Source organism: Cellulophaga sp. HaHaR_3_176 (assembly GCF_019021925.1).
Taxonomy (GTDB): Bacteria; Bacteroidota; Bacteroidia; order Flavobacteriales; family Flavobacteriaceae; genus Cellulophaga.
The window spans coordinates 2,030,232-2,048,100 of record NZ_CP058990.1 but is presented as its reverse complement, the minus strand read 5'-3'; the positions used below and the strand labels follow the sequence as shown (position 1 = coordinate 2,048,100).

The following is a 17,869-nucleotide window of genomic DNA, read 5'->3' as shown; positions in this document are numbered from 1 at the left end:
TTAGAGCCTTATGTTTTAGTTAGCAATCATCTAAATTACTTACATAAACAGAATAAAAAAATTTTTTTGTAACAAAATTGATTATACTTCGTCTTGATAGTATAAACCACTTAAAATGGGTTTTACAACAACCAAACTAATAATGAAGCAGGTAGATTTTTTAACTATTGTAATGCCTTTTAAAGACAAACTTTTTCGTTTGGCTAAGCGGTTACTGGTTTCTACAGAAGAAGCAGAGGATGCTACGCAAGAAATATTATTAAAGCTGTGGGCTAAAAATAATACGATGGAAAAGTATAATAATGTAGAAGCCTTTGCAATGACAATGACAAAAAACTTTTGTTTAGACAGGTTAAAATCTAAACAGGCAGGTAACTTAAAGTTAGTACATACCAATTATACAGATGAAAACACATCATTACAAAAACAATTAGAAGCTAATGATAGTATTACTTGGGTAGAAAAAATTATGGAAGAGTTGCCTGAGCAACAGAAATTAGTATTGCAATTAAGAGATGTTGAAGAATATGATTATGACGAAATAGCAAAAATGTTAGATATGCAACCAACGGCAATTCGTGTAGCATTATCAAGGGCAAGAAAAACAGTTAGAGAAAAGTTAGTACAAAAACATAGTTATGGAATTAAATAACATAGATAATATTTTAGAAAAATATTTTGAGGCGACTACATCAGTTGCCGAAGAAAAAGCATTACGTGCTTATTTTTCAGGAGAAGAGGTTGCTCCGCATTTAGAAAAGTATAAGCCATTGTTTGCTCATTTTACAAAAGCAAAAGAAGAAGTATTTACAAAGCAAGTGCCTTTTAAAAAGAGTAAGCCCAAGTTTAAGTTTATGTATGCTGCTGCTGCAGTGGTTTTACTTCTTGGAATGTTTATTGGTAACAAATATATAGAGCAGCGTAAATTAGAAAAAGAGCAGGCTGAGTATGCTTACCAACAAACAAAGAAAGCTTTGAATTTGTTAGCAGAAAATTTTGGTAAAGGAACCAGTAAAGTAGCATATTTAAGAGAGTTTGAAGAAACAAAACAAAAAATTTATAATCATTAATAATAAAAAATCATGAAAAAGTCCCTAATAATAATTTTGATGGCAATGTTGCCTTCTATAGGTGTATCTCAATCTTTATTTGATAAATATGAAGACTCAGAAAAAGTAACATCTGTAATAGTTAGTAAAAGTATGTTTAACCTTTTAAGTAAAATAGATGTTGAAGTAGACGATGCTGAAGCGCAAAACTTTATGGATATTGCTAAAAGCGTGAGTAGTTTAAAAGTATTTACAACAGAAGATAAAATCATTGGAAGTGATATGGCTGCATCAGTTAGTAGTTATTTAAAATCATCATCTTTAGAAGAGTTAATGCGTATTAAAGATGAAGATGCTAATGTGAAGTTTTACGTTAAAAGTGGTAAAGACGATGATCATGTAAGTGAACTTTTAATGTTTATTACAGGAGTTAAAAATGTAAATGTAGATGGTAGAAAGTTCGAAACGGTATTACTATCGTTAACAGGAGACATCGATTTAAATAAAATTAATTCTCTTACTAGTAAAATGAATTTACCAAAGGAATTAAACAAGGCAGGAAAAAACAAATAATTATATCATCATCAATCAAAAATTATCAATCATGAAAACAATCAGTTTATTTTTAGTACTAGCAATTTTACCATTTTTAGGTTTTTCTCAATCTTTATTCGATAAATATGAAAATATGGATAAAGTATCATCAGTAATTGTAAATAAAGGAATGATAGATTTTGTCAGTTCTTTTCAAACGGATGATATGGATAAAGAGACTCAAGATTTTATAGATGTAGCAAAAGGTTTAGAAAGCTTAAAAGTTTTTATTACTGAAGATGAAAAAGCATCAGTAGATATGACTGCATCAGTAAAAAAGTATTTAAAATCTTCAAAACTAGAAGAGTTAATGCGTGTTAAAGATGAAGATGTAAATGTGAAGTTTTATATTAGAGAAGGTAAAGATGCAGATCATGTACAAGAGCTATTAATGTTTGTAACAGGTATAGATTCTTCAGATTTAGATTTAAATGGACATAAAATAGAAACCGTATTATTGTCTTTAACAGGCGATATTGATTTAAATAAAATAGGCTCTTTAACCAGTAAAATGAATTTACCGAAAGAATTAAATAAGGTAGAAAAAAGTAAATAATAATTTTAAAGACCTTGATAAGTAATTCTTTTAAGGTCTTTTTTACATAAAGAAAATGATTATGAAAAAAATAGTTTATAGTGCACTTTTGGTATTTACTTTTATTTTAACAAGCTGCTCGTCTAAACAAACGTTACAAGAGTATTATGTTGCTAACTCAGAGAATCCGAATTTTATATCGTTCGACTTGCCTTCAAGTTTACTAAATCTTGAAACAGCGAACTTAACAGAAGAGCAACGTAAAGCTGCCGGCTCATTAAAAAAGCTAAATATATTGGCTTTTAAAAAAACAGATGAAAATGCTTCAGATTTTACGTTAGAAAAAGCAAAAGTGAAAGAGATTCTTAAAAGTGATCAATATGAAGAGTTAATGAAGTTTAATACAAGTTTCGGAAAAGCTACTGTTAAATATTTAGGTAAAGAAGATTCGATTGATGAGGTTATAATATATGGCGATAGTGAAGAAAAAGGGTTTGCTTTAGTTCGTGTTTTAGGAGATAATATGAACCCTGCACATTTAATGACGTTAATAAAAGCTGTTGAAAAATCGGATATAGATGGTAACCAATTAAAAATGTTAGGAAACATTTTTAAGTAATAAACCAATAACATATTAAAAAGCCCACTTCTGACACGTGTCAGAAGTGGGCTTTTCAATTATAATTTATTTGGCACTAGGGTTTTATTAACTCGTTAGCTTGTAAAGCTTGCGATAAATTAGCTTTTAATACAGTGTGGCTATTAAAAAAACGCTTACCATTTTCTCGTTTTAAAACAACTTCAATGTCTCCATTTTCCGAAGTAGTTAAATCGCTAACCACAACTTTTTCATTTAAAATAGTTGAGTAATCAGCAATTCCGCCTTTTTTAATTATAAAATTCTTTTTGGGTAATTCAATGTGTTTATATTGATTACTAGAAGGGTTGCTAATAATTAAAACAGACCCCACTTTAATGTCATTAGCATGTATAGTAAATGACATGAATAAGAAACAAAACATAGAAATAATAGTTTTCATATTTTAAAATTTAAATTAATTAATAAAAAATTGTAATTATAAATTAGTGTTCTCAATACGTTTTAAAAAAGCTTCAATCATAAAAAGTAAAGTCTTTTTATAGGTGTTAAAAACACTATATTTATTTTTTTAAATGTTACTTAATTCGCCTATTTTTAGTTTGCTAGAAGGTATTTTGGTACCGTTTTTAACTAAATTAGGAGAAACATCTTCATCAGTTTCAGTGATAAGAGAAGTAACGTGTGTTGCTGAATTTTCAATTTTATATACCTTTCGGAAGCCGATCAATTCAACAATTATATTTTTTTCTTTTGATCCAAATTTGACAAAATCTTTAATCATCTGTAGTACATCATGATCAATGTAAATTGTATTAGAAGCATCAATTATGAGTTTACTATTTGCAGGTAAGTGAATAAAGGTTTGCTTAATAGCAGCTTTATTTAAAAATGATACTTCTTGAGCCAATTCCATTTGTATAGTTTCGCCCTTAGTATGGTTATCTCTTTTAAAAAAGTAGGCTAGTTTAACATTACCTCTTAAAATAAAATATATACTTACAACAAGGCCAATACCTACACCTTTTAATAAATCGGTAGCAATAATTGCAACAATTGTAACTATGAAAGGAATAAATTGGAATTTTTTTCCATTTTTCCACATATGTTTAAATAGGCGAGGGCTAGCTAATTTATAACCTATAATAATTAATACAGCAGCTAAAGAGGCTAATGGTATTCTGTTTAATAAAAAAGGAATTAACACAACAGCTAGTAGTAAAAATACACCATGCGATATGGCTGATATTTTTGTTCGTCCTCCAGAGTTGACATTGGCCGACGTTCTAACAATTACAGAAGTCATAGGTAAGCCACCAATTAAACAACTGATAATATTTCCAATACCTTGTGCTTTTAATTCGGTATTTGTGTTCGTAAAACGTTTTAGTGGATCCAATTTATCAGCAGCTTCAATACAAAGTAGCGTTTCAATACTGGCTACAGCAGCTATAGTAGCAGCAACGATCCAAACATCAATATTTGTAATTTGAGTAAAATCAGGAACAGCAAACTGACCTAAAAATTCAGAGAATGAACTGGGAGTAGGTAAGCTAACAAGGTGATCAGGCCCAATAGCAAACGAAGATCCTGTAGCTTTAAAAAGCTCATTAATACCAACACCTATTAAAACTGCTGCCAAAGCACTAGGAATGGCTTTTATCTTTTTAAAGAAACCAATCTCATTAAAAGAAATAATTATTGCTAGTGAGGCTAGTACCACAATAATAGAGCCTATGTGCATATAATTAATAGCATCAATAATAACTGAGAATAGTTGATGTTTACCTTCTTTATCAATAAAAAAGTAATCGCCCTCATGCATAATATCGTAGCCTACAGCGTGTGGTAGTTGTGTTAGTATAATTATAATACCAATAGCAGCAAGCATACCTTCAATTACATTAGAGGGTAGGTAATTCGATATTATACCAGCTTTAGCAAAACCTAATATAAGTTGAAATATACCCGCTATTATACCAGCAACTAAAAATGCTTCAAAAGAACCTAGAGTCGCAATTGCTGTCAATATAATGGCAGTAAGGCCAGCAGCTGGCCCGCTAACACTTAGTTGTGAATTGCTTAAAAAACCAACAACAATACCACCGATAATACCTGATATAATACCAGCAAATAGTGGAGCGCCACTAGCTAAAGCAATACCCAGGCATAACGGTAAGGCAACTAAAAAAACGACTAAACCAGATTGGATGTCAGTTTTTAAATATTTAGATTTTTTCATTTGTTTTGTTTAAATAGTAGTAGTATTAAATATCAGCTAACAAGGAATTGGTTTATCTTTTTAATAGGTTTTTTATGAAAGATTTAGAGCGCTGTTTTTTTTTAGGTTCAAAATCATTAGCAAGGTTTACATTACAAACCGTAGCTATATTTTTTGAAATATACTTTGAGGGGTCGAAACAACTACTACCAGAAAATTTCAAAAAACCTTTATTTGGTATTATAGCATCATGTATTTGATGAGAGTCTCTATAATTTTGAAAAGCAAATGAGTTTGTTCCTGTAAAAACATCTAAGTGAATAGAGTTAATGTTTAAACAGAATTTTTTTTGCATATCAGCTTTAGCCTCTAAAAAATCGCCATCAGCAAGTTTTCTAATAATTTGACTAGATGAAGAATGTGAAAGTTTATCGTCGATATCAGATATTCTATAGCCGTACACAAGTAATACATCCGTTAATTCATCAGGATAAAACTGTGCAACGTGTGCTATTAGTTGAAGAGATTTGATACTGAAATCTGTAGGGATAATTACTTTTTTCATTAGTATTTTTTAATTTGAAGCAAGTATACGTGCATCACATTAAAAAGAAATAATAACGAGATTAGAATGAGATTAGAATTTACTTAAGAACATTGTATGATTGATTTTTATTAGGAAAGATGATTCTAACTAATGTCTCTTTTTCAACTTCAGAAGTTACTTCGATAGTACCTCCGTGCATTTTTATAATTTTTGAAGATAGTGGTAAACCAAAACCAAAACCTTTAACACCTCTAACGTTAGATGCTCTGAAAAAAGGTTCATATATATTTTTAATTTCATTTGAAGGTATACCTATGCCTTTATCAAGTGTATTTATTTCAATATTTTCTGAAGTAGTTTTTAGCCATAATTTAACTTTTTTGTTATCAGAGAATTTTATAGCATTATCTAAAACATTGTAAATAACAATTCTAATAAAGTTTAAATTACCATTCATGATAAGTAAATCTTCATGAGGCGGCAATTGGCTAAAATCAATAGTTATATCATTGTCTGGGTATGTAATATCTATATCTTTTTTAATGTCTAAAATTAATTCATCAACCCTTATCGGTTCAATGATAATACCTTTTTTGTCATTATCGGTATGTACAAGATTAAGAAGACCATTTATTAAGTTATTTAACCTTAAAGCCTCTTTTTCAATAGTTTGTAATATATCTATATATTCTTTTTCGGTTCTGATATTCTGTAAGCCAACTTCTGTTTGTCCTAAAATAGCTGTTAACGGATTTTTTAATTCATGTGATGCATTGTGCATAAAGTTACTCTGCATTTCGAATGATGTTTCTAAGCGATCTAACATAGCATTAAATGTTAGTGCAAGTTCTGCCAATTCATCATTATTGTTACCAGGGTCTAAACGTTGGTAAAGGTTTTTAGCACGAATAGAGTTTACTTTATTTATAATAGTTATTATCGGATCTAAAACTTGTTTTGAATAATATTGACCTAAAACATATAAAAACAATAGGCTAACAAAATATGCGATTATTAAAATTCCTTTTAGGTTTCGCATTTTAGCTTTACCATAAAGATCATTTGCCGAAAATTCTACAATAAAATCTCCAGCTATATCAGAAAATAACAACCCAGTATAGTAAACGTCGTTAACTTTGGTTTCCGCATATTTTTTTGAAAAGACCTCTTCAAAAAAAATAGAAGGTAATAATTCATTTACCTCTCCTAATATTTTCTTATTCTCGATGTCAATTTTATAAATTACTTCTTTTTCATTAGGTAAGGTTTGCAAGTGTTTTTTTCGAATATCATCGTATATAGATATGTTTTGTTCATCTTCATCTATATGTGCCTGCATAGCAATTGATGCTCTTTGTCGTAACCGTAGGTAGAATTCTTTATCAGTATACTTTTTAGTAGAGTAGTAAATAAAAAAGAAAATTGCCAATAATAATAGGGCTGATAGAGCTACGAAACCAAGGGTTATTTTTCTTCTAATTTTCATATTACAAAGTCTCTTCTTTCATAATATAGCCCATGCCAATTACAGTATGAATTAGTTTTGTATCCGAATTTCTATCAATTTTATTTCTCAAATAATTTACATAAACATCTACCACATTAGTTCCCATATTAAAACCAATATCCCACACATATTCTAAAATGTCAATTCTAGAAAGTACTTTGTTCTTATTTTTTAAAAAATATTCTAATAACCGGTATTCTGTTGAGGTAAGTTTAAGTTCTTTTCCACCTCTATTTACGATTTTAGATTCGCAGTTTAATGTTATATCAGCAATAGTAAGTACTAATTGATTAGTAGTGTTGTTGTGTTTAATTCTTCTAGAAAGAGCTTCTAAACGAGCAACCAGTTCTCTAAATTTAAATGGTTTTGTTAAATAATCATCGGCACCAGCTCCAAGGCCTTCTACAATATTTTCTGTTGTGCCTAATGCAGTAAGCATTAGTATAGGCGTTTGATTATAACCTAAAGCTCTAATTTTTTTACAAATATCAATACCATTTCCATCAGGGAGTATTACATCTAAAATTATTATATCTATATTTTTTTGATGTAATAGCTCTAAGCCCATTTTAGCGGTATATGATATGATAACATCAAAACCCAATTCATCAAGGCCTTTTTTTATAAAAGCAGCAACATTCTGTTCATCCTCAATAAGTAATACGTTAGTAAGCATAAATAAATATTTAATTAGATTTCTTGATGGAAAAACTCTAATTATTTTAATATCTAATTTAGCATTTTTAGAATTAAAATTTAAAAGAATAAATCAGAATTTTGAAAAAAAAAAGTGTTTATATATAGCTAAATATTAGGTGTTTGATGAAATGATAACATTTTCATGTTTAAAATAAAGATTAACCTTATTTGATTTTTCTTATATTTCGGCAACTATTAACAAAAAATAATCACTAAACACGTTTAAAAATGGAAAATGCAGAAGTATGGATGGAAAAAGGAATTGAGTTTGTAACTGATTATGGCCCAAAAATTCTTGGGGCTATAGCTATTTACATCATTGGTTCTTGGATCATCAAAAAAATTATCAAAGGAGTTAAAAATGTACTTAATAATAAAGAGTACGACAAATCACTACAGAGCTTTTTATTGAATCTTTTTTCTTGGGGATTAAAAATCTTCTTGATCATAATGGTGATTTCAAAACTTGGTGTAGAGACAACAAGTTTTGCAGCAATTATTGCAGCAGCAGGTTTAGCAATTGGGTTAGCTTTACAAGGATCATTATCTAATTTTGCTGGAGGTGTTTTAATTATGATTTTCAAGCCTTATAAAATTGGAGATTTAGTTGAAGCACAAGGAGTTTTAGGAAATGTAAAGCAAATTGAAATTTTTACTACTAAATTAATTACTCCTCAGAATAAATTAGCGATAGTGCCAAACGGAGCTATGGCAAATGGTAATATAATTAATTATACTGCAGAAGGTAAAATGAGAGTTGATACTACTGTTGGTATTGGTTATGGGGAAGATATGAAAAAAGCTAAAGCAGTGCTTTTAGAAATGCTTATAGCAAACCCTAAGGTATTGAAAGATCCTGCTCCTTCGGTTAATGTTGAAGCATTGGCAGATAGCTCAGTTAATTTAGCTGTACGCCCATTTTGTAAGCCTGAAGATTATTGGGATGTTTACTTTGCAACAATTGAAGGTTCTAAAATGGCTTTAGATGCTGCTAAAATTGAAATTCCTTATCCACATGAAGTTCAGATTAATAAATAATCTTTATAACATATATGTATAAAAAAAGACCGCTATTAGCGGTCTTTTTGTTTTTATGAATAATAGATAATTATATACCTGTATAATTGCTAGGGGTAATTGCTTTTAGTTCTGCTTTTATAGCTTCAGAAACTTCTAATGTATCAATAAAACTAGCAATAGAATTTTGGTTTATCTTTTCGTTTGTACGTGTTAAACCTTTTAATGCTTCATATGGGTTAGGATATGCTTCACGTCTTAAAATAGTTTGAATAGCTTCAGCAACTACAGCCCAGTTATTTTCTAGGTCTTGTTCAAACTTTTCTTTATTTAAAAGTAATTTGCCTAAACCTTTCAATGTAGATTGAAATGCAATCATAGTATGTGCAAACGGCACACCAACGTTTCTTAAAACAGTACTATCAGTTAAATCTCTTTGTAGTCTAGATACTGGTAATTTAGCCGATAAATGCTCAAAAATTGCATTTGCAATACCAATATTACCCTCTGAGTTTTCAAAATCAATTGGATTTACTTTATGTGGCATAGCAGATGAACCAACTTCACCAGCTTTTATTTTTTGCTTGAAATAATCCATTGATACATAAGTCCAGAAATCACGATCTAAATCTAAGATTATTGTATTTATTCTTTTGAGAGTATCAAACAAAGCAGCCATATGATCATAATGTTCAATTTGAGTAGTTGGGAATGAATGGTGAAGTCCCAATTTTTCTTGAACAAATTTTTGTCCAAAAGCTTGCCAATCTGTTTTTGGATATGCTACTTTATGTGCATTGTAATTTCCAGTAGCGCCACCAAATTTAGCCGCACTAGGTATATCATTTAATAAATTAAACTGTTCTTTTAAACGAACTACATAAACAGAAATTTCTTTACCTAAACGAGTAGGTGAAGCAGGTTGCCCGTGTGTTCTTGCTAGCATTGGAATAGAAGCCCAATCTTCGGCTAATTTTTCAATAGCACTTAAAAGCTCTAAATATTGAGGTACATACACATCATTCATTGCATCTTTAATAGAAAGAGGAATTGCTGTGTTGTTTATATCTTGAGAGGTTAATCCAAAATGGATAAACTCTTTAAATTCTTGTAAGTTTAGTGCGTCAAATTTGTCTTTTATAAAATATTCAACAGCCTTAACATCGTGGTTTGTTGTTTTTTCAATTTCTTTAATTGCTTGCGCATCTTCTGAAGAGAAATCAAGATATATTTTTCTTAAAGCATCAAATTTAGAATTATCAAAACCAGAAAGTTGTGGTAATTCAGCTTCACAAAGTGCTATAAAGTATTCTATCTCAACATGCACTCTGTATTTTATTAGAGCTTCTTCTGAAAAGTAATCAGCTAATTTTTCTACTTTACCTCTATAACGACCATCAATAGGCGAAATCGCATTCAATTTATTTAAAGACATTTTATATAAGAATTGATTGATTTTTTAAGTTTGCTAAGATACGTATTCCTTAAACAGCTAAAAAATGAAGATTAGAAATAGTCAAGTTTTGTAACAAAGTTTAGTTGCTTACTTAATTTTAGCAAGTGTCATACGTGCCCTTGCCTTGTATGCTGAGCTGCCTTGAGCATAATTTTTTTCTAATATAATTTTTAACTCAGGCAAAATCCAATCAAATTTTTTTCCTAATAGTAATAAACAAGTCATCGAATATGCTTGTGCTGCAACTTTATGCTCACCAATAAGCCAATCAAAACAAGCTGTTGTAATACGTTCTAAATGTACGTTGTTTAAAAACTCTTTTACGTTGTTGGGTGATTTCGAAAAGTAAGATGTAATTAAATATTCGCAAATTTTAGCCATTGGACGCACAGAAGGGTGTAAGTATACAGTTCCCATTTTTGATGTAAACTCGTTTAAATAAGGGAATATAAAAGACAATTTTTCTTTAGCTGTAAATTCTAAAACCCAACACGCTTTTGATGAGATAGGGTCTTTTACAGTGAAAGCTATTTTTAATAAAGGCTCAATTAAATTAGGGTTTTCTAGAACTAAAAGTGACATTTCAGCTCTTTTTTCTCTAGAGTGATTTACATAATTTAATGAATTTTTAAGTTCTATTGTTTCCAATATATTGTAATTTTAGCTATTCAATTTCAACCATGAAAATAATCAAAAATACTGGATTAGCTTTAATTTTAATTTTTGCATTATTACAGTTTTATAGACCCGAAAAAAACATGTCAGAATCAAATGACTTGTATGTTTTTACAACAGAAACAAACCCACCTAAAAATGTTAAAATCTCTTTAGAGAATGCTTGTTATGACTGTCATAGTAATACCACACATTACCCTTGGTATGCTAACTTAGCTCCAGTATCATATTGGGTAAATGATCATGTGCAAGATGGGAAAAAGCATTTAAATTTTTCGGAATGGGGTACATATACATCTGATAAAAAATCACATAAGCTAGAGGAGTTGGTTGAAGAGGTTGATGAAAATAAAATGCCTTTAAATGAATATATCTGGTTGCACTCAAAAGCAGATTTAAGTACTAGTGAAAAAAATGCCATTTTAGAATGGGCGAATAAAACTAGACTATTGTATCAATTAAAGATGAAACGAGATTAGGAACCCCATTTACAGCAGTTTCTTGAATAATGTTTAAGTTGTTAAAATCGTTTTTTTGAACATTAGGTTTTGGATCTATGAAATAAATAGGTGTATTTTCTGAAATAAAGTCTATAAGGCTAGCAGCAGGGTATACCTGCATTGAAGTGCCAATAATTATTAAAATGTCTGCTTTTTGAGTTATCTCAATAGCTTTGTTAAGTAAGGGTACTTCTTCGCCGAACCAAACAATATTGGGTCTTAGTTGATGTCCGTTAATACATTTATCACCAAGTTTTAAATCTTTTTTCCAATCTAAAATAACAGGAGCTCCTATTCTTGATATTTTTGTACTTCTCACTTTTAATAATTCTCCATGTAAATGTAAAACATCAGTACTACCAGCTCTCTCATGCAAATCGTCTACATTTTGTGTAATTATAGTAGTTTTAAAATGCGTTTCTAATTCTGAAAGGGCATTATGGGCTTTATTTGGTAAAACGGTCAATAATTGTTTTCTACGCTCATTATAAAAGTTTAAAACTAATTTAGGATTGTTTTGAAAACCTTCAGGCGAAGCAACTTCCATAACATTATGACCTTCCCATAGGCCATCTTCATCTCTAAAAGTTTTTATGCCACTTTCTGCACTAATTCCAGCTCCTGTTAAAACAACTATATTTTTCATCATAAAGAAAATTGGTATTGAAAATATACAACTTTAATTTTTTATTATATTCGATTTATGATTGATTTTAAACTTTTAGATTACTTAGAAGATTTTATTACACCAGAACGAAAAGCGCGTTTTTTAGAAATTTTAAAAGAACGTACAAAACTGATCACTGTAGCTGTTGAAGATGTGTATCAAATGCATAACGCAAGTGCTGTAATACGTTCTTGTGATGTTTTTGGAGTACAAGAGGCGCATATTATCGAAAAAAGAAATAGTAACACACTAGATGAAGAAATAGCGATGGGATCTCAGAAATGGGTTGATGTTATTAAATACAATAGTACAACGAGTTGTATTGAAACTTTAAAAGCAAAAGGGTATAAAATTATAGCGACAACACCACATAACGATTCTTGTTATTTAGATGATTTTCAATTAGAAGGAAAGACAGCATTATTTTTTGGCACAGAAAAATCAGGCTTAAGTCAAGAAGTTATAGAAAAGGCAGATGGTTATTTAAAAATCCCTATGGTAGGTTTTACAGAGAGTTTAAATATTTCTGTTTCAGCAGCAATTACGCTACAAACGTTAACAACAAAACTTAAAAAGCAAAATTTTGATTGGAAATTGACTGAAAGTGAAAAATTAGAGAAGCAATTAGACTGGACTAAAAAATCGATTAAAAGTATTGATGATATTTTAGAAAGATATTTTGAATAGGGGGTAAGCTCCTTTTAAATATGAAAAATAATAGCCTCGGCTCTAGCGCAAAAACGAATAGGTAGCGCAGTTGTTCCAATACCTTTAGATACGTACATTTTTGTATTTTTATTTTGATACCATCCTTTCAAATATCGGCCACTACCTACAGGTTTATATATTTCTTTACCAAAAAATGTTATTTGTCCGCCATGTGTGTGCCCAGATAAAATCATCTTTATATTTACTTCCTCATCTTGATTGAGGTCATCAATTACATCACTATATTCAGGACAATGATTTAATACCACAGTATCTAATTTTTTATCGATACCAGTTATTGCTTTTTTGAAATCAGGATTTCCATGCATTAAAGAGTCGACACCAATAATATTTATTTTTCGGTCTAATTTATCAAATATATAATTTTCATTAACTAATACTAGTCCATTATAGTCCTTAAATACATCATTTAATTCACTTACAAGAATGCGACCATCATGTTCTTTATTTCCTAATATTACAATTTTCAATATTTCGGGGTCAATTAAGTCAAGAAGTTTTTTTAGTACGGGAAATTTACTAGTTCTAGTAATTGTATCACCAGTAAAGGCTATAATATCAGGATTTTCGGAATTAATTTTTTCAGCAATTGTTTTATGAAAGTACTTAATTTCATGTAAGTGCAAATCTGATAGCTGTATTATTTTAATTTTATTAGATGAATTATTTGATACATCAAATTCATTCCAATCGATAATGTATTTTTCAATCCAAAAGCTGTCAAGATATATAAAGCCTACTAACCCTACAATGCTTAAAAAGAGCGTTTTCATAAACTTTCTTCTATTAATAGCCATTAATTTTTTTAAGAGCAAAGGAACTGTTTTTATATAATAATAACAGTTCGTTTAATAAAAATTTAGTAAAAATTAAGGTTTGAAATAACCAGTAATAAATGAGCATAAAAAAACCGTAATAGATTACGGTTTTTATTTTTTTATTAAAAACAATATTGTTTTAATTTTTTCTATTTAATACTTTAAAGTCTTCGTAACAACCACTAATGGCATCTAATATTTGTAAATCGTTAGCTGTTCTTATAAAAGATTTTGAATAGTTACAGTTATTTAAAATATCTTCAATATCTACTTTTTCAATATGTAATAATTCGATAAGAGCTTCTCTGTCAAATTTAGAAGCAAGTAAGTCTTTTATAGCATCGTCTTCTTTTACTTTTCTCAACTTTTTCATCTGATTTGGCTTTTTACCAAATAGGTTTCTAAGTAAATCGGCTGGGTTTAATATAGCGCCTAAAACTTTAGTAACAGCACTAGGATTCTTTTTACGAGCCTCATAGCCTGTATTTAAACCAGAAATACTGTATTGGTAAGAATCGTTTATAGGTAGGTTCTTTACGTCTATTTCTAAGTAGCCAGTTAGGTTGTAAGATGATACAATAACCTCTTCTAAGGCATAGGCTAATTCAGTTAAGGCTATTTTAGTGTCCTTAAACTTAAACATATCATTTGTAACTCGTACTTTTTGAGATTTAAAACCAAGGTAGCTAAAGTATAAAGTATCATTTACAGACGCTCTAATTTCAAACTCACCTTTTTCATTTGTAATCGTACCTACGACTTTGTTTAAGTTAACAACGTGTACACTTTCCATTACAGATGCATCTTGTGCGTTTACTACAATGGCTTTTATAGGTTCACCTTCATCTACTTCTTCAGTTTCTTGAGAAAAGCCTAATGCAGTAAAAAAGAAGAACACTCCGTAAAATAATTTCTTTAGCATATATCAAATAAAGCTCTAAAATAGTAAACAAAACAAAAAAATACGCCGAAGCGTATTTTTTAATATGAAATTAACTAAAAGTGAATGTTCTAAAAGAACCCACCTCTACGTTTGCTTTTACTTCCGCTAGATGAACCACCAGAATCTCTGCTGCCTCCTCTAGAGCCTGAATTAGAGCTAGATCCAGATCCACCAGATCTTCTTTTAGATCCTCCTTCACTGCTACCACCGTAACCACCACTTTTTGATGATCTTTCTCTTCTTTTAGGGAAGTCTCCACCGCCACCGCGATTACGATCTCTACCTCCACCGCCACGGTTTCTATCTCTACCACCGCCACCGCTGCGACCTCCGCCACCGCCTGGGTTGCTAGAAATTTCAACGTTTACAAATCTACCATCTACTTTAAAATCTTTAAAAGTTTCTAAAATTTTAGGTGTGATTGCGGCATCGGTATTAAAGAAAGAAAAACTTTCTTTTACATCAACTTTGTAAATATCGTCTTGGCCAACTTCAAGAGTATCTCTTAAGAAATCTTTTAAAGACATCCAATCATACTCATCTCTTTCACCAACGTTGATAAAGTAACGAACAGATCCGTTTGTAGGAATTTCTCCAGAACCTCTTTCGTTATTTCTTTCTCCTCTTTCTGATGATCCAGAATTTAAATCTCTTGTTTTATTGTAATAATCGAAGAAACGCGTAAACTCAACAGAAACCATTTTCTTTATCAGTTCCTCACGATCTAAGCCTTCAAATATTTCATTAATAGCAGGAAGATATTTTTCAACTTCAGTATTTACTTCTGTATCCTTTATCTTGTTAGCTAAGTGATTTAATTGTATTTCACAAATTTCTATTCCTGTAGGAATGTTTTTTGTGATGAATTTTTGATTGATTTTGTTCTCAATCGCTTTTATTTTTCTAAGTTCACTTCTAGTGATAATAACCATAGAAGTACCTGATTTACCAGCTCTTCCTGTACGACCACTACGGTGTGTGTATGTTTCAATTTCATCAGGTAGTTGGTAGTTAATTACGTGAGTAATATCATCTACATCAATACCTCTGGCAGCTACATCAGTAGCCACTAACATTTGTATTTGTTTTTTACGGAAAGCGTTCATTACCAAATCTCTTTGGTTCTGACTTAAATCCCCGTGAAGTGCTCCTGCATTATATCCGTCTTCAATTAAAGTTTCTGCAACTTTTTGAGTATCTCTTTTAGTTCTACAGAAAATAACAGAGAAAATATTAGGGTTTGTGTCAGCTAATCTTTTTAAAGCAGGGTATCTATCTCTACCACTAACTACATAATATTCATGTTGTACTGTAGATGCTCCTGAATTTTTTGTTCCCACAGTAATTTCTTGTGGGCTATTCATGAATTTTTTAGCAATCGTTGCAACTTCTCTTGGCATGGTAGCAGAAAACAACCATGTATTTTTTTCTTTTGGAGTATCTACTAAAATTTCTTTGATATCTTCAAAGAATCCCATGTTCAACATTTCATCAGCTTCATCTAAAACACAAAAGTCAATTTTAGAAATGTCAACTAATCCACGGCTCATCATATCTTTCATACGACCAGGTGTAGCAACAATAATTTGTGCTCCGCGTTTTATTTGTCTTGCTTGATCTGTAATACTAGCTCCACCATAAATAGCAACAACATTAATATTCTTTTCATATTTAGAATATGCTTGCATTTCTTTAGTGATCTGTAAACAAAGTTCACGAGTTGGTGATAGTATTAAACCTTGAGTGGTTCTACTATCTGCATCAATTTTTTGAATTAATGGGAAACCAAAAGCAGCTGTTTTACCTGTTCCTGTTTGAGCAAGAGCTACTAAATCGGTATCACTTTCTAAAAGAATTGGAATTGCTTTTTCTTGTACGTCTGAAGGGGTTTCAAAACCCATGTCAGTAATAGCGTCTAATAAAGATTTTTTCAATCCTAGCGCTTCAAATTTTGTCATAATATGTTATACTTAATCGCAAATATGTCTGTTGCATAGAGCGATTAACGATATAACCTTTAAAACTCAGCGCAACACATGCTATACTAGCGGCGTTATTTAAAGGTGCAAAGGTACTGTTAATTTGTCAACTAGCAGTATTTGTGAGTTTATTTTTTTAAAGCCCTTTAAATAGCAGGGGTAGAGAGGGAGAATTTATTTTTTAATTTTAAAAAACCATCTATTTATTGCGTTTTATAAATTTGATTTATAGTTATTTACGATAAATTAAGGTGTTTTATTAGTTTTTGAATAGCTCTTCCGCGATGGCTTATTTTGTTTTTTATTTCTATTGGTAATTCGGCAAATGTCTTGTCAAATCCGTTAGGTCTAAATATTGGATCATAGCCAAAACCGTCAATTCCATATTTTTCTTTGGTGATTATTCCTTCGACCTCTCCTTCAAATTTATATTTTTTTGCATCAATATTTAACGCAATACATGTTTTAAAACGAGCAACTCGGTTATCTTTTGTTTCTAAATTTTTTAATAATTTAGCCATGTTGGCTTCTGTGCTTTTTTCTTCACCGGCATATCTTGCTGAGAAAACACCAGGTTCTCCATTTAAACTGTCAACTAGTAAACCGGTGTCATCAGCAAAACAATTATAACCATATTTTTCAGTAACAAAATCAGCTTTTAATTGAGCATTGCCTTTTAGAGTATTTGCTGTTTCTGCAATTTCATCAAAACAATCAATATCATTTAAAGATAGTAATGTTATATTTTTGGGCATTAATAACTGCACCTCTTTAACTTTATTTTGATTGTGTGTGGCAAATACAAGTTTCATGTAAATTTGTTTTCTTATTTAATAAGGTATTTCAAAAATAGTATTTTAAACTTTTATAATTTTAGCAGATGCATTTAAAAATTCCACCAATAGTAATTTTATTAATAGCTGGTATTCTAATGTATGTTTTAGCATATTTTTTACCTGTAGGTTTTTTTGATTTTACAGGAAGGTTTTATTTAATGTATATTCTTTTTGGTTTATCATCTATTATAGCTGTTACATCTATTTTAAAGTTTTTAAAAAATAAAACGACAATAAACCCTGTAAAACTAGAAGGTGTTTCGTCGCTAGTTATTACAGGTATTTATAGCTTTACGCGTAATCCAATGTATTTAGCAATGCTACTATTATTATTGGTATGGGCACTATATTTAGGTAATGCTTTTAATGCTGTTTTAGCGGCATTATTTGTTTCTTATATGAATAAATTTCAAATTATACCAGAAGAAAAAGCTCTTTTAGAGCTGTTTGGTAAAGAATATAAGAATTACAAAATAAGTGTGAGAAGGTGGTTTTAATT

General features: G+C 30.1%; 21 protein-coding genes. 9 read left to right on the top strand and 12 right to left on the bottom strand.

Annotated elements, in window-relative coordinates; genetic code table 11:
• The first annotated feature begins 142 nt into the window (after positions 1-142).
• From H0I23_RS09065 to H0I23_RS09045, 5 genes are all read left to right on the top strand, one after another.
• Complete coding sequence (locus H0I23_RS09065; protein ID WP_216786056.1) at positions 143-652, top strand: RNA polymerase sigma factor; 510 nt, start codon at positions 143-145, stop codon at positions 650-652.
• On the top strand, positions 639-1,070 hold the full coding sequence (locus H0I23_RS09060; RefSeq protein ID WP_216782908.1) for a hypothetical protein: 432 nt from the start codon (positions 639-641) through the stop codon (positions 1,068-1,070). The genes H0I23_RS09065 and H0I23_RS09060 overlap by 14 nt, the downstream gene beginning before the upstream one ends.
• A gap of 12 nt (positions 1,071-1,082) precedes the next feature.
• Entirely contained in the window at positions 1,083-1,622 is a 540-nt protein-coding gene (locus H0I23_RS09055) for a DUF4252 domain-containing protein (RefSeq protein ID WP_216782907.1), read from the top strand.
• A gap of 31 nt (positions 1,623-1,653) precedes the next feature.
• Positions 1,654-2,199, top strand: a complete 546-nt coding sequence (locus H0I23_RS09050) for a DUF4252 domain-containing protein (RefSeq protein WP_216782906.1) — start codon at positions 1,654-1,656, stop codon at positions 2,197-2,199.
• A 61-nt stretch (positions 2,200-2,260) separates the two neighbouring features.
• Positions 2,261-2,797 carry a DUF4252 domain-containing protein gene (locus tag H0I23_RS09045; RefSeq protein ID WP_216782905.1) on the top strand — a complete coding sequence of 179 codons (537 nt, stop codon included), beginning with the start codon at positions 2,261-2,263 and terminating at the stop codon, positions 2,795-2,797.
• 76 nt (positions 2,798-2,873) lie between these two features.
• On the opposite strand, the gene H0I23_RS09040 is transcribed toward H0I23_RS09045, so the two are convergent.
• The 5 genes from H0I23_RS09040 to H0I23_RS09020 all read right to left on the bottom strand — a co-directional run bounded on the left by H0I23_RS09040 (position 2,874) and on the right by H0I23_RS09020 (position 7,727).
• On the bottom strand, positions 2,874-3,218 hold the full coding sequence (locus H0I23_RS09040) for a hypothetical protein (protein WP_216782904.1): 345 nt from the start codon (positions 3,216-3,218) through the stop codon (positions 2,874-2,876).
• Positions 3,219-3,347: 129 nt separating this feature from the next.
• Positions 3,348-5,018 (bottom strand): SulP family inorganic anion transporter, encoded by a 1,671-nt coding sequence (locus tag H0I23_RS09035; protein ID WP_216782903.1) that lies wholly within the window; start codon positions 5,016-5,018, stop codon positions 3,348-3,350.
• 52 nt (positions 5,019-5,070) lie between these two features.
• A complete protein-coding gene (locus H0I23_RS09030) occupies positions 5,071-5,562 on the bottom strand; it encodes a hypothetical protein (RefSeq protein WP_216782902.1) in 492 nt (163 codons plus the stop codon).
• Between the two features lie 79 nt (positions 5,563-5,641).
• Entirely contained in the window at positions 5,642-7,030 is a 1,389-nt protein-coding gene (locus H0I23_RS09025) for a HAMP domain-containing sensor histidine kinase (protein WP_216782901.1), read from the bottom strand.
• Between the two features lies 1 nt (position 7,031).
• Positions 7,032-7,727: a response regulator transcription factor gene (locus tag H0I23_RS09020; protein ID WP_216782900.1), complete on the bottom strand. Its 696-nt coding sequence runs from the start codon at positions 7,725-7,727 to the stop codon at positions 7,032-7,034.
• Positions 7,728-7,978: 251 nt separating this feature from the next.
• Between H0I23_RS09020 and H0I23_RS09015 the strand changes: the two genes are divergently transcribed.
• Positions 7,979-8,788, top strand: coding sequence for a mechanosensitive ion channel family protein (locus tag H0I23_RS09015; RefSeq protein WP_216782899.1), 810 nt, complete (start codon positions 7,979-7,981; stop codon positions 8,786-8,788).
• A gap of 70 nt (positions 8,789-8,858) precedes the next feature.
• Here the strand turns inward: H0I23_RS09015 and purB are convergent, their stop codons facing one another.
• Both purB and H0I23_RS09005 read right to left on the bottom strand, forming a co-directional pair.
• Positions 8,859-10,202: an adenylosuccinate lyase gene (purB, locus tag H0I23_RS09010; RefSeq protein WP_216782898.1), complete on the bottom strand. Its 1,344-nt coding sequence runs from the start codon at positions 10,200-10,202 to the stop codon at positions 8,859-8,861.
• 108 nt (positions 10,203-10,310) lie between these two features.
• Positions 10,311-10,871 carry an adenylosuccinate lyase gene (locus H0I23_RS09005; protein WP_216782897.1) on the bottom strand — a complete coding sequence of 187 codons (561 nt, stop codon included), beginning with the start codon at positions 10,869-10,871 and terminating at the stop codon, positions 10,311-10,313.
• Between the two features lie 32 nt (positions 10,872-10,903).
• Here H0I23_RS09005 and H0I23_RS09000 point away from each other — a divergent pair, with 32 nt between their 5' ends.
• A complete protein-coding gene (locus tag H0I23_RS09000) occupies positions 10,904-11,377 on the top strand; it encodes a heme-binding domain-containing protein (RefSeq protein WP_216782896.1) in 474 nt (157 codons plus the stop codon).
• Here H0I23_RS09000 and H0I23_RS08995 read toward each other — a convergent pair.
• Positions 11,340-12,044, bottom strand: a complete 705-nt coding sequence (locus H0I23_RS08995) for an NAD-dependent deacylase (RefSeq protein ID WP_216786055.1) — start codon at positions 12,042-12,044, stop codon at positions 11,340-11,342. The two genes, H0I23_RS09000 and H0I23_RS08995, sit on opposite strands and share 38 nt — an antisense overlap.
• Before the next feature lie 57 nt (positions 12,045-12,101).
• Between H0I23_RS08995 and H0I23_RS08990 the strand changes: the two genes are divergently transcribed.
• Positions 12,102-12,752, top strand: coding sequence for an RNA methyltransferase (locus H0I23_RS08990; RefSeq protein WP_216782895.1), 651 nt, complete (start codon positions 12,102-12,104; stop codon positions 12,750-12,752).
• 14 nt (positions 12,753-12,766) lie between these two features.
• Here H0I23_RS08990 and H0I23_RS08985 read toward each other — a convergent pair whose 3' ends face one another.
• From H0I23_RS08985 to H0I23_RS08970, 4 genes are all read right to left on the bottom strand, one after another.
• Positions 12,767-13,567 (bottom strand): metallophosphoesterase, encoded by an 801-nt coding sequence (locus tag H0I23_RS08985; RefSeq protein WP_254073581.1) that lies wholly within the window; start codon positions 13,565-13,567, stop codon positions 12,767-12,769.
• 184 nt (positions 13,568-13,751) lie between these two features.
• On the bottom strand, positions 13,752-14,534 hold the full coding sequence (locus tag H0I23_RS08980) for a carboxypeptidase-like regulatory domain-containing protein (protein WP_216782893.1): 783 nt from the start codon (positions 14,532-14,534) through the stop codon (positions 13,752-13,754).
• A gap of 89 nt (positions 14,535-14,623) precedes the next feature.
• Positions 14,624-16,513, bottom strand: a complete 1,890-nt coding sequence (locus H0I23_RS08975; protein WP_216782892.1) for a DEAD/DEAH box helicase — start codon at positions 16,511-16,513, stop codon at positions 14,624-14,626.
• 257 nt (positions 16,514-16,770) lie between these two features.
• Positions 16,771-17,346 carry a non-canonical purine NTP diphosphatase gene (locus tag H0I23_RS08970; RefSeq protein ID WP_216782891.1) on the bottom strand — a complete coding sequence of 192 codons (576 nt, stop codon included), beginning with the start codon at positions 17,344-17,346 and terminating at the stop codon, positions 16,771-16,773.
• A 68-nt stretch (positions 17,347-17,414) separates the two neighbouring features.
• Here H0I23_RS08970 and H0I23_RS08965 point away from each other — a divergent pair, with 68 nt between their 5' ends.
• Positions 17,415-17,867 (top strand): isoprenylcysteine carboxylmethyltransferase family protein, encoded by a 453-nt coding sequence (locus H0I23_RS08965; RefSeq protein WP_216782890.1) that lies wholly within the window; start codon positions 17,415-17,417, stop codon positions 17,865-17,867.
• Positions 17,868-17,869: the final 2 nt, after the last annotated feature.

Excerpts from the sequence above, each read along its gene's own strand:
- H0I23_RS09065 (WP_216786056.1), top strand. The coding sequence starts at position 143 with ATGAAGCAGGTAGATTTTTTAACTATTGTAATGCCTTTTAAAGACAAA.
- H0I23_RS09060 (WP_216782908.1), top strand. The coding sequence starts at position 639 with ATGGAATTAAATAACATAGATAATATTTTAGAAAAATATTTTGAGGCG.
- H0I23_RS09055 (WP_216782907.1), top strand. The coding sequence starts at position 1,083 with ATGAAAAAGTCCCTAATAATAATTTTGATGGCAATGTTGCCTTCTATA.
- H0I23_RS09050 (WP_216782906.1), top strand. The coding sequence starts at position 1,654 with ATGAAAACAATCAGTTTATTTTTAGTACTAGCAATTTTACCATTTTTA.
- H0I23_RS09045 (WP_216782905.1), top strand. The coding sequence starts at position 2,261 with ATGAAAAAAATAGTTTATAGTGCACTTTTGGTATTTACTTTTATTTTA.
- H0I23_RS09040 (WP_216782904.1), bottom strand. The coding sequence starts at position 3,218 with ATGAAAACTATTATTTCTATGTTTTGTTTCTTATTCATGTCATTTACT.
- H0I23_RS09035 (WP_216782903.1), bottom strand. The coding sequence starts at position 5,018 with ATGAAAAAATCTAAATATTTAAAAACTGACATCCAATCTGGTTTAGTC.
- H0I23_RS09030 (WP_216782902.1), bottom strand. The coding sequence starts at position 5,562 with ATGAAAAAAGTAATTATCCCTACAGATTTCAGTATCAAATCTCTTCAA.
- H0I23_RS09025 (WP_216782901.1), bottom strand. The coding sequence starts at position 7,030 with ATGAAAATTAGAAGAAAAATAACCCTTGGTTTCGTAGCTCTATCAGCC.
- H0I23_RS09020 (WP_216782900.1), bottom strand. The coding sequence starts at position 7,727 with ATGCTTACTAACGTATTACTTATTGAGGATGAACAGAATGTTGCTGCT.
- H0I23_RS09015 (WP_216782899.1), top strand. The coding sequence starts at position 7,979 with ATGGAAAATGCAGAAGTATGGATGGAAAAAGGAATTGAGTTTGTAACT.
- purB (WP_216782898.1), bottom strand. The coding sequence starts at position 10,202 with ATGTCTTTAAATAAATTGAATGCGATTTCGCCTATTGATGGTCGTTAT.
- H0I23_RS09000 (WP_216782896.1), top strand. The coding sequence starts at position 10,904 with ATGAAAATAATCAAAAATACTGGATTAGCTTTAATTTTAATTTTTGCA.
- H0I23_RS08995 (WP_216786055.1), bottom strand. The coding sequence starts at position 12,044 with ATGAAAAATATAGTTGTTTTAACAGGAGCTGGAATTAGTGCAGAAAGT.
- H0I23_RS08990 (WP_216782895.1), top strand. The coding sequence starts at position 12,102 with ATGATTGATTTTAAACTTTTAGATTACTTAGAAGATTTTATTACACCA.
- H0I23_RS08985 (WP_254073581.1), bottom strand. The coding sequence starts at position 13,567 with ATGAAAACGCTCTTTTTAAGCATTGTAGGGTTAGTAGGCTTTATATAT.
- H0I23_RS08980 (WP_216782893.1), bottom strand. The coding sequence starts at position 14,534 with ATGCTAAAGAAATTATTTTACGGAGTGTTCTTCTTTTTTACTGCATTA.
- H0I23_RS08975 (WP_216782892.1), bottom strand. The coding sequence starts at position 16,513 with ATGACAAAATTTGAAGCGCTAGGATTGAAAAAATCTTTATTAGACGCT.
- H0I23_RS08970 (WP_216782891.1), bottom strand. The coding sequence starts at position 17,346 with ATGAAACTTGTATTTGCCACACACAATCAAAATAAAGTTAAAGAGGTG.
- H0I23_RS08965 (WP_216782890.1), top strand. The coding sequence starts at position 17,415 with ATGCATTTAAAAATTCCACCAATAGTAATTTTATTAATAGCTGGTATT.